The 13,788-nt window shown below is 59.2% G+C and carries 13 protein-coding genes; 9 read left to right on the forward strand and 4 right to left on the reverse strand.

Features of this window, described 5'->3' with window-relative positions; genetic code table 11:
* Nucleotides 1-66 precede the first annotated feature (66 nt).
* Complete coding sequence (locus tag ACXAD0_RS00295; protein ID WP_475086342.1) at nucleotides 67-633, reverse strand: helix-turn-helix domain-containing protein; 567 nt, start codon at nucleotides 631-633, stop codon at nucleotides 67-69.
* 516 nt (nucleotides 634-1,149) lie between these two features.
* Between ACXAD0_RS00295 and ACXAD0_RS00300 the strand changes: the two genes are divergently transcribed.
* The 5 genes from ACXAD0_RS00300 to ACXAD0_RS00320 all read left to right on the forward strand — a co-directional run bounded on the left by ACXAD0_RS00300 (nucleotide 1,150) and on the right by ACXAD0_RS00320 (nucleotide 6,439).
* Nucleotides 1,150-2,385: a multifunctional CCA addition/repair protein gene (locus ACXAD0_RS00300; protein WP_475086343.1), complete on the forward strand. Its 1,236-nt coding sequence runs from the start codon at nucleotides 1,150-1,152 to the stop codon at nucleotides 2,383-2,385.
* Nucleotides 2,378-3,106: a pteridine reductase gene (locus ACXAD0_RS00305; RefSeq protein WP_475086344.1), complete on the forward strand. Its 729-nt coding sequence runs from the start codon at nucleotides 2,378-2,380 to the stop codon at nucleotides 3,104-3,106. The genes ACXAD0_RS00300 and ACXAD0_RS00305 overlap by 8 nt, the downstream gene beginning before the upstream one ends.
* A 163-nt stretch (nucleotides 3,107-3,269) precedes the next feature.
* Nucleotides 3,270-3,956, forward strand: a complete 687-nt coding sequence (locus tag ACXAD0_RS00310; RefSeq protein ID WP_475086345.1) for a response regulator transcription factor — start codon at nucleotides 3,270-3,272, stop codon at nucleotides 3,954-3,956.
* Complete coding sequence (locus ACXAD0_RS00315; RefSeq protein ID WP_475086346.1) at nucleotides 3,940-5,187, forward strand: sensor histidine kinase; 1,248 nt, start codon at nucleotides 3,940-3,942, stop codon at nucleotides 5,185-5,187. The genes ACXAD0_RS00310 and ACXAD0_RS00315 overlap by 17 nt, the downstream gene beginning before the upstream one ends.
* A 94-nt stretch (nucleotides 5,188-5,281) precedes the next feature.
* Nucleotides 5,282-6,439 (forward strand): type 1 glutamine amidotransferase domain-containing protein, encoded by a 1,158-nt coding sequence (locus ACXAD0_RS00320; RefSeq protein ID WP_475086347.1) that lies wholly within the window; start codon nucleotides 5,282-5,284, stop codon nucleotides 6,437-6,439.
* Here the strand turns inward: ACXAD0_RS00320 and folK are convergent.
* From folK to tsaD, 3 genes are read right to left on the reverse strand one after another with little or no spacing between them, the layout of a single operon-like run.
* Nucleotides 6,432-6,935 (reverse strand): 2-amino-4-hydroxy-6-hydroxymethyldihydropteridine diphosphokinase, encoded by a 504-nt coding sequence (gene folK / locus ACXAD0_RS00325; RefSeq protein ID WP_475086348.1) that lies wholly within the window; start codon nucleotides 6,933-6,935, stop codon nucleotides 6,432-6,434. The two genes, ACXAD0_RS00320 and folK, sit on opposite strands and share 8 nt — an antisense overlap.
* Nucleotides 6,936-6,938: 3 nt before the next feature.
* Nucleotides 6,939-7,319 (reverse strand): dihydroneopterin aldolase, encoded by a 381-nt coding sequence (gene folB / locus ACXAD0_RS00330; protein WP_475086349.1) that lies wholly within the window; start codon nucleotides 7,317-7,319, stop codon nucleotides 6,939-6,941.
* A complete protein-coding gene (gene tsaD, locus ACXAD0_RS00335; RefSeq protein ID WP_475086350.1) occupies nucleotides 7,319-8,356 on the reverse strand; it encodes a tRNA (adenosine(37)-N6)-threonylcarbamoyltransferase complex transferase subunit TsaD in 1,038 nt (345 codons plus the stop codon). Before tsaD ends, folB begins: the two co-directional genes overlap by 1 nt.
* Nucleotides 8,357-8,637: 281 nt before the next feature.
* On the opposite strand from tsaD, the gene rpsU reads away from it, so the two are divergent.
* From rpsU to rpoD, 4 genes are all read left to right on the forward strand, one after another.
* A complete protein-coding gene (gene rpsU / locus ACXAD0_RS00340; protein ID WP_475086351.1) occupies nucleotides 8,638-8,853 on the forward strand; it encodes a 30S ribosomal protein S21 in 216 nt (71 codons plus the stop codon).
* A gap of 211 nt (nucleotides 8,854-9,064) precedes the next feature.
* On the forward strand, nucleotides 9,065-9,511 hold the full coding sequence (locus ACXAD0_RS00345) for a GatB/YqeY domain-containing protein (RefSeq protein WP_475086352.1): 447 nt from the start codon (nucleotides 9,065-9,067) through the stop codon (nucleotides 9,509-9,511).
* Between the two features lie 17 nt (nucleotides 9,512-9,528).
* Nucleotides 9,529-11,580 carry a DNA primase gene (dnaG, locus tag ACXAD0_RS00350; protein ID WP_475086353.1) on the forward strand — a complete coding sequence of 684 codons (2,052 nt, stop codon included), beginning with the start codon at nucleotides 9,529-9,531 and terminating at the stop codon, nucleotides 11,578-11,580.
* Between the two features lie 261 nt (nucleotides 11,581-11,841).
* Nucleotides 11,842-13,680 carry an RNA polymerase sigma factor RpoD gene (rpoD, locus tag ACXAD0_RS00355; protein WP_475086354.1) on the forward strand — a complete coding sequence of 613 codons (1,839 nt, stop codon included), beginning with the start codon at nucleotides 11,842-11,844 and terminating at the stop codon, nucleotides 13,678-13,680.
* Nucleotides 13,681-13,788 lie beyond the last annotated feature (108 nt).

Raw genomic sequence — 13,788 nt, forward strand, 5'->3', positions numbered from 1 at the left:
ACAGAGCCCGTGGCAGGCCACGGGCGGATGGAATAACGACGGGAAGAGGCCCTCGCGGGCCTCGTATCAGGTATCCAGTAACAAACGCGTCTTGGCTGACAACTCACCCGCTTCAGCCGCACCGCTCAGCAAGGCATCCGCACCCGCATCGAGCCAACGCTGTGGCGCAGTTTCACCCGCCGGCGTGATCAGCAGAATCCGCATACTCGCAAACTCACTCCGCGCACGCAGATGATCCAGAATCTGAAAGGCTTGCGCTCCGTCAAGATTGGCATCCAGGATCAAGAGCGCCGGCTTGCTACTGGCAACCATGGTGCCGGCAGAGAAGGCGTCACCGGCGACTTCCACTTCGCAACCGGCGTGTTGCAGCGCCTCCCGACCAGAAACCACCAGTTCCCGGCTTGCGGCCAGAATCAGCACCTTGCGACTTGCGCCGGCCAGTTCGGCAGGAATCGGCATCGCATTCTCACGCAGGAACTCGACAAAGTCCTCCACGCAAATGCGATGATCCCCCCGGCCAGGCAGCTTGTAGGCCTTGAGCTGCCCTCTTTCAATCCAGCGGATCACTGTGCGGAAGTTCACGCCGCAGTATTTGGCGGCCTCTCCCGTTGTGAGTACTTGTAAATCATTCATCTTATTATTTCCCCAAACATCGGCTGCGGCCCACTGGAAGCGGCCAAGGGAGCGTAAAGCTCCAAGCCGGCTAAAAATAACAGATTGGCGCGGTTATGTACTGCAAACAGCCGTCTTTTCGCGACTTTTGTTCTGCTCAAAAGCAATTTTTCAGCCCGAAACTCGGCCTTATAGATATGTGACGAGTGAGCGACGAAATCCCTCAACAAAATTCTGAATGCGATGGTTGACAGTTCTGACAGGTAAAATAGAATAGTCACCAAGTTCGACGCATGTGGCGCTTAAATCCACCTCTCGAACATCAGTCTTTGTAAGGCGGTCATTGCCGCCAGCGCGAATACCCTAAGACCTGGGCCCCCTTGTAATTTCGGGGCCTTTTTTTTATCTTCCAAAAGCTCACCCCAACCCGAAGTCCGTCGCCTCTCGCGTCGCCGCAGCACATGGATTGATGGCAGTGCACAGCGCATACCGGCATACCGCTCCCCACGCCCGACTTTGTTCAAGCAGGAACAGAATGTGAAGACCTATCTGGTAGGCGGCGCCGTTCGCGACCAACTGCTTGGCCGTCCCGTCCATGAGCGCGACTGGGTGGTCGTTGGCGGCAGTGAAGACGCAATGCGCGCCGAGGGCTATACCCCCGTCGGCAAGGACTTCCCGGTATTTCTTCACCCGGATACCGGAGAGGAATACGCCCTCGCCCGCACCGAGCGCAAGAGTGGCCACGGCTACGGTGGTTTCACCGTGCATGCGGCGCCCACGGTCTCCCTCGAAGAAGATTTGTTACGCCGCGATCTCACGATCAATGCCATGGCCCTCGATGACAGTGGCCAGGTGATCGACCCCTATGGGGGGCAGCAGGACCTGGCGTCACGCTTGCTCCGGCACGTCTCACCCGCATTTGCGGAAGACCCCCTGCGCATTCTTCGCGTGGCCCGTTTTGCGGCGCGCTATCATCACCTCGGCTTTTCCGTCGCCCCCGAAACCATGACACTGATGCGTGCAATGGTGGACGCGGGAGAAGTGCAGCATCTGGTAGCAGAACGTGTCTGGAAGGAAATCAGCCGGGCACTGACTGAGCCAGACCCCGATATTTTCATACGGGTACTCAGGGAGGCGGGCGCACTGGCGATTCTGCTACCCGAAGTGGACACGCTATTTGGCGTTCCGCAACCGCCCTTACACCATCCCGAAGTGGATACCGGGGAACATGTGCTGCTGGCCCTGCGCGCCGCACCTTCCCGGCTTGAAGTGCGCTTTGCCGTTCTGGTCCACGATCTCGGCAAAGGGCTGACTCCGGAAGAGATACTCCCCAGCCATCGAGGCCACGAGAAAGCAGGCATGCCACTGGTCCGCGATGTTTGCAAACGCTGGCGGGTGCCACGACAAATGACCGCACTGGCGCTGGGTGTCTGCGAATACCACCTGCATTGCCACCGGGCCTTCGAGCTCAAACCCCAAACCCTGATGAAGATGTTTCGCGCGCTCGACGCCCTGCGCCGCCCCGAACGTTTCGAAGACTTCCTCACTTCCTGTGAGGCGGACGCCCGCGGCCGCGAGGGTCTGGCTGATCGACAGTATCCACAGCGGGACTATTTGCGCCTGGTGCGCGACGCGGCTGCGGCGGTCGATGTAGCGCCCCTGATAGAGCAGGGCTTCGCCGGCGCGGAATTGGGGCAGGCCCTGGACCGGGCGAGAATCGACGCGATCGCGTCCATACAGCGACAGCATAAAGAGGGGAACAACAATGCGTAATGCCCTGATCACTGGCGCATCTGCACGCCTGGGACGCGCCATCGCCCGCGAACTGCATCGCGACCACAGAATCATCATTCATTACCGTAATTCAGCCGGTGCCGCCGCAACACTGGTGGACGAACTCAACCAGCTGCGCCCGGATTCCGCGGTTGCGATCCACAGCGCGCTGGGCACCGCGACAAACTGCCGCGCCCTTGCGGAATCGGCGGTAGCGCAATGGGGCGATCTCGCCGTCCTGGTCAATAATGCCTCTGCGTTCTACCCCACCCCGGTCGGCGAGGCAGACGAGGCGGCCTGGGACGAGCTGATCGGCAGCAACCTGAAGAATCCGTTTTTTCTGAGTCAGGCGCTTGCCCCACATCTGGCGGACCAGCAGGGTTGCATCATCAATATGGCGGACATTCACGCCGAGCGCCCCATGCCGAAACACACGATTTACTGTGCGGCCAAGGCTGGACTGGTGATGCTAACCAAAAGCCTGGCGCTGGAGCTGGCACCGGAAGTCCGCGTCAATGCGATTGCACCAGGTGCCATTCTCTGGCCCGACCAGGAATACGTGGACGCAGCTACCCGCGCCAACATCCTTTCCCGCATCCCGCTTGCGCGCACCGGCGTGGAGGGAGACATTGCACGCACGGCGCGCTTCCTGGTGAGCGATGCCGGCTACATCAATGGTCAGGTGATCGCCGTAGATGGCGGGCGCAATCTGAATATCTAGGCGGTCGCGCAAAAACCGCGACTCGAAAGCCCTGACGCTACCTCCTACCGGGTCAGGCCATTTCACTTCGATTTCACCCCATCAGGGCAAAAATGCGTTGCAGGTGGCCGCGGCTCTGGTTTGTACTGAGACGGTATCCGAAACTTCCAGGGGCATGGCAACAATGAAATTACTGCTGATTGAGGACAACATCACAATCGCTCAGCAGATTGCCAAACACCTGGAAGGCGAGCAATGGAGCCTCGATTTCGCCCACACCGGCACGCTGGGGCTACAACTCCTCGCGCAGCAGGACTATGACCTGCTGTTGCTGGATCTGAACCTGCCGGACATGGATGGTCTCGACGTTTGCCAGCAGATCCGCAGAAGTGCGCAAAGCCAGCTTCCTATCCTGATGCTGACTGCCCGCGACGCCATTGCCGACAAGGCCCACGGGTTCGACGCCGGGGCAGATGATTACCTCAGCAAACCCTTCGATTTGCGCGAACTGAGCATGCGTTGCCAGGCGCTGGTCCGCAGAAGCCAGTCGCTCCACACACAGGCAATCGAAATCGGCGAGTTATCCCTGGATCTGCGTACGCAGACCGCCAGTCGCGCCGGTGCTCCGCTGAACCTGACCCAGATCGGCTTTCGTATTCTCTCGGTACTCGGCCGCGCTTACCCCGATGCCGTCAGCCGCTCCCGGCTTGAGCGTGAAATATGGGGGGAGGAGCCGCCCGATAGCGACGCACTCAAATCTCATATCTACAGCCTGCGGCAAGCCCTCGACAAGCCTTACTCGACAGCCATGCTGCGCACCCTGATCAATGTGGGCTATCGACTGGAGGCCAGCAATGCCGATCAAAAGTAGCCTGCGTCGCGAGACAGTGACCACCTTCGGGCTTTTCACCTTACTGGTATCCCTGGCATTTGCCGGCCTATGCGTCATGGTGGCCTACGTCATCGAGGATCAGGTGATCGACAATTTGCTTAAGGATGAGGTCCAGCACTTGCAAGGCCAACACGACCAGGGGCATCCACTCACGCCACGGCTCCCCTTCGTCTCGGTTTTCACCAGCAAATCAGATGCCCCCGATCGATTTCAGCAAGCCATCGCGGGACGCGCGATAGCCAGCGAGCTCTTTACCGACGATGGCAGTCACTATCATCTGCGCAAACTCAGCCCGGGCACCGGCGATGGCCCTCTCATCGTCGCCGAAGTCAGTCGCCTGCTGACGGTATCGGGGCAATCTGGCAACTTGCTGACGCTGATTTTTACGGTGTTAGTGATCGCCATCGCACTGGCACTCTACCTGGCCACGCGTATTGCCGCCAAAACTACCAAGCCCATCATTTCCCTCGCACAGGAAGTACAACAACAGCTATTCCAGGCGTCTCCCGTGGGCCTCACGGAGACCTGTCGGTCCGACGAAATCGGTTATCTGGCAAGAGCGCTGCAAGACACCATCAACCAGCTAAAAATGGCACTGGAAAGGGAGAGTGCATTCACTCATGACGTAGGCCACGAATTGCGTACCAGCCTGACAATTCTGCAGAATGACCTGATGCTGATGGAGAACAGTCAGTTCGATGCAGGCGCGCGGACACAACTTCAACAGCGCGTCTCCGGCATGTCGGAAACCGTGGAGATTCTTCTCGCACTCGCGCGTGCAGAGTCCACACAAAAAGAATCTTTCGACCTGCGTGCACTGATCGAGGAAGCCCTGCTGGAACGTCGTCATCAATTTGAGGCGATTGATTTGACCGTCGACCTGCCTCGACGCCTGCCAGTATCCGGCAACAGAAACCTGGCCAGCCTGCTCTGTAGCAATCTGCTGGATAATGCGATCCAGCATGCCTCAACGCCCACCCTGCGTATCAGCGAAACCGACTCGCACACCGTCGTCTTTGCCAACCCTGCGAACGAACCCGATGCATTGTCCTCCTGGCAGGAACGCGGGATCAAAGGTGCGCACAGTGACGGGATCGGCCACGGCTTGTATCTCTGCCGAAGATTGCTCTCTGCATTAGGCTGGGAATCCGAATTGCGCTGGCTAAACGGCGAATATCAGTTTGCACTACGCCCGGCTTCAGCAGTATAGAGAGCCCATCAACGGGAAAGACGCCCCGTCGTTTCACCTCCATTTCACCCACCCTCCTGCACAGTGTCCCGGTAACATTCCAGAGGATACGATCATGCTAAAAATCATTGGCATCACCATCGCCGGCATCGCCGCCTTTCTTGCCACCACCCTGTTCTGGCTCAAAAGCTTGCTGCCGCCCCCGATAGACCAGGCAAAGCTGCAGGCCACGGAACCACACCACATTCCTTATATCACCCGTGCGCTACCGGAGAACCGCGGCAAGATCCTGATAGTCGTCTCCAGCGCGACACAAATGGGACAAACCGGAAAGCCCACCGGCTACGAACTGACGGAACTCGCACGCCCGTATTACGTGTTTACGACGAATGGATTTGAAGTGGACATTACCAGCCCCAAAGGGGGGCAACCACGCGCCGTACTGGATGATGATGATATGGCAGGGTTTGACTATGCCTTCCTGAATGACCCGATCGCCCAGGAAAAGATCAGTAACTCGCTACCGCTGGAGCAAGCGGCCAGTGGAGAGTACGCCGCCGTTTTCTTCGTCGGCGGCAAGGGTGCTATGTTCGACTTCCCGCAAAACCCCGACATCAACCGCCTGATCCGCGACATCCACAGCCGCGGCGGCGTCATTGCTGCGGTCTGCCACGGCCCCGCTGCTCTGACCGGTGTCCGGCTCGCGGATGGCACCCCACTGGTCGCGGGGAAAAAAGTGACCGGTTTCACCAATAGTGAAGAACTGCTCTTGATCCCGAACGCACGCGAGGTCTTTCCTTTTCTGCTCGAAGATGAGTTGCGCAGGCTAGGAGCCCAGTTTGAACCCGGGCCTGACTATCTTGAGCAGGTCTCACAGGACAATCGGATACTGACGGGACAAAACCCCTGGTCTGTCTGGCCGCTAGCAGATGCGGTGGTTGAGCAGCTGGGGTATCAGCCGGTTTCGCGACAGGTCACTGCGGAAGAAAACACCGTAGAGGTCCTGCTGGCATTTAAACAGGACGGGACCGACACGGCACTAGCCACACTCGAAGAAATCTATTTAAAGCGTCAAGAAAAACTGGATCGTCGACTGCTGGCAATGCACGGCCTGGTGGCAGTCATGCAGGGCAAACCCACTGACAGCGTTCGCATGATCCGCTTATTGCGCCATGCCAAACGCCTGGAAGAAAAGGCACAAAACCGAGGGGAAGCCCAGAAGGTGTCGAGCGGCGGCCACAGAAGTACACCTGACCGGATCATGGCTATTTAATTGGGGGCGCCCAGTCGAGAGGTACCGCCCAGAGTTTCTGCCGGCTCTTGTCGTATTCGTCCCACAGGGTCGCAAAGGTTTTATTGACGACGGGATGCAACTGGTCCGGGGAGAGCTCCGCCAGTGGCTGCAGGACAAAAGCGTTCTTCACGATTTCCGCGCGTGGCAGCTCGACCCCGTCGATGCTGCCCGCCAGATCGTCGTAGGTGAGGATATCGATATCCAGCGTACGCGCACTGAACTTCGGACCGCTGCGAACCCGGCCATTGTCATCTTCAATCGTACGCAAACGCTGGGCGAGCTGGCCGACGGAAAGATCGGTTTGAATCCCCACCACCAGGTTGTAAAAATTCTCACCCTCGAAGCCGACCGCTTCACTCTCGAAAATCCGGGAGATTTGCAATGGACCGAAATCTGCAAACAAAGCATCAAGACACGCGCGAATATGTTGTTCGCGATCGATATTGCTACCCAGGCTCAAGTACACCAATGCCATTCGTTACACCCTCGACGCGGCGCCTGCAGCCGGGCGCTCGCCACGCTCGATAACCACGCCAACATCGCGTGAACCGCGCACCGCTCCCGGCTTGGACAAACGCAGGCGCAGCCATGGCACAGAAAAATCATCGCGCACGATCCGCGCCACTTCCTCTGCCATCGACTCCACCAACAAAAACTCACTTTCTTCAATAAACTTGATAAGCCGTTTCGCCACCGCCTTGTAGTTCAGGGTGTGCGCGATGTCATCGGTGCGCCCAGCCTCAGAAATATCGAATGCCATCTCCAGATCCAAACTCACCGTCTGGCGAACTTCACGTTCCCAGTCGTAGATCCCGATAATGGTATTTACCTTCAGGTCGCGTATATAAACGATATCCATCAGTCCCCCAGACTCCCGGTCAATTCCGTAATGGGCCAGCGCGGCCTGACATCCACACCCAGTCCGGCTTCCTGACCCGCGCGCAAACGCAGGCAGCCGGCATAAGCGATCATCGCGCCATTGTCGGTACAAAATTCCTGGCGCGGATAGTAGACGCTGGCGCCATCCTCCGCCAGACGCCGCTCGAGGCGCGCTCGTAACAAGCGGTTCGCGGAAACCCCACCGGCAATCACCAGTGTCTTGCGCCCGGTAGCCTTCAGGGCACGGCGGCACTTGATCACCAGCGTATCGACCACCGCCTCCTGAAAGGCAGCGGCGATATCGGCACAGGTCTGCTCATCCGGCAGGCCATCCTCGAGAGCGTGTTCCCGCACGGTAGTCAGGGTAAAGGTCTTCAATCCGGAGAAGCTAAAGTCGAGGCCGGGCCGATCGGTCATCGGCCGCGGAAAGCGAAAGCGCCCCGCATCCCCCTTTTCTGCCAACGCTGCCAGTCGCGGGCCACCGGGGTAGTCCAGATCAAGCATCTTCGCGGCCTTATCAAACGCTTCGCCGGCGGCATCATCCAGGGACTCTCCCAACAACGCGTATTGCCCCAGATCCTGCACATCCACCAGCTGGGTGTGACCGCCGGACACCAGCAGCGCGACAAAAGGAAAGGCCGGCGGCTGCTCTTCCAGCATCGGCGCCAGCAAGTGGCCTTCCATGTGGTGCACCTCAACCGCAGGCACACCCCAGCCATAAGCCATGGCGCGCCCTGCGCAGGCGCCGACCATCAGCGCGCCGACCAGACCGGGGCCAGCGGTATAGGCCACACCGTCTAATGCCTTCGGGTCGGTCCCGGAGCGGTCCAGTACATCCCGCACCAGCGGCAACAGTTTGCGCACATGGTCGCGACTGGCCAGTTCCGGCACGACGCCACCGTAATCCGCATGCAACCCGACCTGACTGAACAGGGCATGGGCCAGCAGCCCCTGTTTACTGTCGTAAACAGCGACACCAGTTTCGTCACAGGAGGTCTCTATACCCAGAACTCGCACTGCTTCTCTCTTTTCGGGGTGGTCACGAAGGGGCGCTATCATACTCTATAGGGTAGGGAATCGCCGACTGCCTAACGCGGGGCCGTCAGCAGGCCCCAGAATCACTGGGCTTCACAGGGCGACTGGCGCGTCGCCAACAGTCGCAGGAAACCCTGCGCTGCAGGCTTGCGATCCCCACAGCAAGTGTTTAGAATTTGCGCCCTCGCTGTGAACCGGCCACCGGAAAGCAACTGCGAGAGCACTGCCGGAATGGCCGAGAGAAACGAATTACAGGTAAACCAATGCCATCAGTACGACTGAAAGACAACGAACCTTTTGATATCGCCCTGCGTCGCTTCAAGCGCTCCTGTGAGAAAGCCGGTGTACTGTCTGAAGTACGTCGCCGCGAGTTCTACGAGAAGCCGACTACCGTGCGCAAGCGCAAGGCTGCCGCTGCTGTTAAGCGTCACGCCAAAAAGATGCAGCGCGAAAACCGCAAGTTCCAGCGCCTCTACTAATAGCTTCGGCTAGGGGAAGCGGCTCGCTTCACCCTTCACAGAGAGGACTGCCAGACTGAGGTCCGGGCGGGTAAAGACGGCGTGCGAGGTACCTCGCGCGCCGTTTTGCGTTTTACCGCGGTGGTATTCTGCGCCTTCTGAAGGCGCTATGCTTGAGCCACACCGGCAAATACCTATTGGCAACAACAACTATCAACATCGGATGACCGCCATGAGCACCCTCAAGGAATCTCTTCAGCAAGCCACCAAGGAAGCCATGAAAGCGCGTAAAAAAGAGCGCCTGGCGACCCTCCGCCTGATCAATGCCGAAATCAAGCGCGTTGAGGTGGACGAGCGTATCGAGCTGGATGATGCCCGCATCCTCGCCCTGCTGGACAAAATGACCAAGCAGCGTCGCGATTCCATTGCGCAATACGAATCCGCCGGGCGCTCAGAGCTGGCCGATATTGAGAAAGCCGAAATTGCCGTGATCCAGCAGTTCCTGCCGGAGCAACTGAGCGAAGCGGAAATTGCCGGTATCGTGGGTGACGCCATTAAGGAAACCGGCGCCTCAGGCATGCCTGACATGGGCAAGGTCATGGCTCTGGTCAAACCCCAGGTTCAGGGCCGCGCCGATATGGGCCTGGTCAGCAAGCAGGTTAAATCCCTGCTCGCCTAAGGGGCAGCCTTCGCGTTATGGCCGGCAAGATACCCCAGCATTTTATCGATGACCTGCTCGCGCGGGCCGATATCGTTGAGGTGATTGATGGCCGGGTGAAGCTGCGTAAAACCGGCAAAAACTACTCCGCCTGCTGCCCGTTTCACGATGAGAAAACCCCGTCTTTTACCGTAAGCCCACAGAAGCAGTTCTATTACTGTTTTGGCTGCGGCGCCAGCGGCAATGCGGTCGGTTTCCTGATGGAATACGACCGCCTGCCCTTCCCCGAGGCGGTGGAAAAGCTTGCCGGCAGCTTGGGGCTGGAAGTTCCGCGGGAGCAGCTGGCCCCCGGCCAGGAGAAGCGCCAACGGGAAAGCCAATCCCTCTACCAGCTCACCGAAAAAACAGCCGACTTCTATCGCCAGCAGCTGCGCAGCCATCCCGCTGCCGGTCATGCCGTGGCCTACCTGAAGCAACGTGGACTATCGGGCGAAATTGCCCGGGACTTTGGCATTGGCCTGGCCCCGCCGGGCTGGGACAACCTGCTCAACCAGCTGGGCGACACCTCTGAAAAGGCTGACCAGCTCGAGCTTGCCGGCCTCGCCATCCGCCGCCAGGACAGTGACGGCAACACCCAACAGGGGCAGCGCCAGAGCAGACGCCATCATTACGATCGCTTCCGCAACCGCATTATGTTCCCCATCCGCGACCAGCGTGGACGCACCATCGCCTTTGGCGGCCGGGTACTGGGTGATGAAAAACCCAAATACCTGAATTCACCGGAAACCCCCATTTTCCACAAGAGCCGTGAACTCTATGGCTTGTGGGAGGCTCGCCAGTCCAACCGGAGCCTCGAGCGCCTGATGGTGGTCGAAGGTTATATGGACGTCGTAGCACTGGCGCAATTTGGCATTCGTTATGGCGTTGCCACCCTGGGTACCGCCTGCGGTGAGGAACATGTGCAACTCGCTTTCCGCCACGTTCCGGAACTGGTGTTTTGTTTCGATGGCGACCGCGCCGGGCGCTCTGCCGCCGCCCGGGCACTGGAGTCGGCACTGCCGCACATGCAGGATGGCCGCAGTGTGCGCTTTTTGTTGCTGCCCGAAGGGGAAGACCCGGACACACTGGTACGCCAGCTGGGCGGCGAACGCTTTGAAGAGCTGATTACCGAGCAAGCGCGCCCACTGGAAGACTTTCTGTTTGATCTGCTGGGCGAAGGGATCAACCTGCAGACTATGGACGGACGCGCCAAACTGTCGAAGCTCGCAGCGCCCCTGCTGGACAAACTGCCCGACGGCGTATTCCGCCAGCTGATGTTCCAGCAACTGGCGGCCCGCACCGGCCTCGACAAAGAGACCCTGCAGGAAGTGATCGCCGCGGAAAAGGCCCGGGGAGCGCAGGCATCCCTGCCGCAAGCGCGCGCAGCAGAGCGCGCCAAGGAAGCCAAGCCCACACAGAGCGCGCCTCCCCCGACCATGGCAATGCCTGCAGATGAGCCAGCGCACGGTCAACTCGGCGGGAGTGTCGAGCCCCAGCAGGACTTCCCCGGGGACAACTTGCCGGATTATCCCGACTATTCCTATAACACCGATGTCGTGCCCGCGCAGGAAGAGCCCCTCCCGGAAGCAAACGATGGTGCGCCCCGGCGCGGCCAGTACCGGCTGCCCACCGAGCGCATGCTGGTCGCATTGCTGGTCCACCACCCCCAGCTGGCCGAACTGATACAGGACATCGCGCCATTCCGCGACAGTCACAATGCGGACCTGCGCCTGTTCGCCGAAGTACTGGAGGTGATGCACCAGCGTCCCGGCTGCAACCAAAACCAGTTTTTTGGCTATTGGATGGCCCACAAGGACAAGCCGTCCCTGGAAACCCTGTCCAACCTGTCCGCCAGCCACCCGATTGCCGGGGCCCTCGGCCAAAAGGTTGCTTACGACCCGCAGGCCGAATTCAAGGACTGCCTGCAGCGCCTCTCCGATGCAGAGAACAAACAGCGAAATCGCGCCAAGCTGGATGAGTTGCGCGCCAGCGGCAGTGGAGAACTGACACCCGAGCAGCTGGCGATGCTGGCCAACTGGCGACGCCGCTGACCGCCCGGACAGCGAAAGAAATTTACCCTCCCCCCTTGAAAACACCGGGGCCAGCTCCATATCCTCAGACCGGGCCGAATCGGGGCAAGACCAATCTATACTTTGCACCCAGGCCCACTCCCGGAAAATTCCGGGCAAACCCGCCAAGCCGGGCCAATGCTTGACAGCCTAAGTGGTTATTGCTACGGCAAATGCGCTATACTCCCGCGTCTTTGTCCCGATATTTTTTTGTCCCGAATTTTCCCGTAATTAGGGTTGTGCATGACTGACAACACCCAACAACAAACTTCCCGCATCAAGGAACTGATCGCCCGTGGTAAAGAACAGGGCTATCTCACCTATGCAGAAGTAAATGACCACCTGCCCCAGGACATCTCCGACCCGGACCAGGTAGAAGACATCATTGGCATGATCAACGACATGGGTATCAAGGTGTTTGAACAAGCACCCGATGCCGAAGAGTTGTTGATGGCCGAAGGCGATAGCTCCGCCGACGAAATAGCCGCCGCCGAAGCAGCCGCCGCTCTGGCCGCAGTGGAATCCGACGTTGGCCGAACGACCGACCCGGTGCGCATGTATATGCGCGAGATGGGCACGGTGGAACTGCTGACCCGTGAAGGCGAGATAGCGATTGCCAAGCGCATCGAGGAAGGCCTGCGCGAGCTGATGGCGGCCCTGGCCTACTGGCCTGGCGCGGTTCAGCACGTCATCGACGAATACCTCCTGATCGAGAAGGAAGAGCGCCGCGTCCCCGACGTGATCGCCGGCTGGCTCGACCCGGCTGAAGAAGTCCCACCGGGTGCCCAGACTGGCCAGGCCGCCAAAGCGGAAGAAGGCGGAGATTCTGACGACGATTCCGACGAGGAAGAGGAAGAAGAGAACCCCGGCGGCATCGACCCCGAGGAACTCGCTGAGCGTTTCAAGGCCCTGATTGCCGCCCAGAAAAAGGCAGACGCCGCCATCAAGAAGCATGGCCGTGACTCCAAGGAAGCGGGCGTTGCGCTGGAAGCCGTGGGTGAAGTCTTCCGCTTCTTCAAACTGGCACCACGCCAGTTTGACCCGCTGTACAACGAAGTCCGCGATATCCTCGACTCCGTGCGCGCCCAGGAACGCCTGATCATGAATCTGTGCATTCGCCGCGCCAAGATGCCCCGCAAGACCTTTATCAAGGAATTCCCGGGCAACGAGACCAACGAGGAATGGATCCCCGCGATCATCAAGAAGAAGCGCGATTACTCTGATGCCCTGCGTCATGTGGCCGAGGACATCATCCGTGCCCAGCGCAAGCTGGCCCAGTGTCAGGAACGCGCCGGCCTGGAAGTGGGCCAGATCAAGGAGATCAACCGTCGCATGTCCATCGGCGAGGCCCGTTCTCGCCGCGCCAAGAAGGAAATGGTTGAGGCCAACCTGCGCCTGGTGATTTCTATTGCCAAGAAGTACACCAACCGCGGCCTGCAGTTCCTGGACCTGATCCAGGAAGGCAACATCGGTCTGATGAAAGCGGTCGACAAGTTTGAATACCGTCGCGGCTACAAGTTCTCGACTTACGCCACCTGGTGGATTCGTCAGGCCATTACCCGCTCCATTGCGGACCAAGCCCGAACCATCCGTATTCCGGTGCATATGATTGAGACCATTAACAAGCTCAATCGTATCAGCCGCCAGATGCTTCAGGAGATGGGACGCGAGCCCACCCCGGAAGAGCTGGGCGAGCGTATGGACATGCCGGAAGACAAGGTGCGCAAGGTACTGAAGATCGCCAAAGAGCCCATCTCCATGGAAACTCCGATTGGCGACGACGAAGACTCCCATCTGGGCGACTTCATCGAAGACCAGAACCAGTCTTCCCCGGTGGACACTGCCACCCAGACCGGCCTGCACGACGCCACCCGCTCCGTGCTCGGCGGCCTGACGGCACGCGAAGCCAAGGTACTGCGCATGCGCTTCGGTATCGACATGAACACCGACCACACCCTCGAGGAAGTGGGCAAGCAGTTCGATGTGACCCGCGAGCGTATTCGTCAGATTGAAGCCAAAGCACTGCGCAAGTTGCGACATCCGTCGCGCTCTGAGCATCTGCGGAGCTTCCTCGACGAGTAAGCAAGAAAAACCCGGCACCAGCCGGGTTTTTTTATGGCACATTGGTTACTGGGTTTAAGCTCGCGACAAGATGCCATACGATCCAGAAGGCCCGAAAAAACCTCAACC

The organism is Microbulbifer sp. ABF4_148, assembly GCF_056158985.1.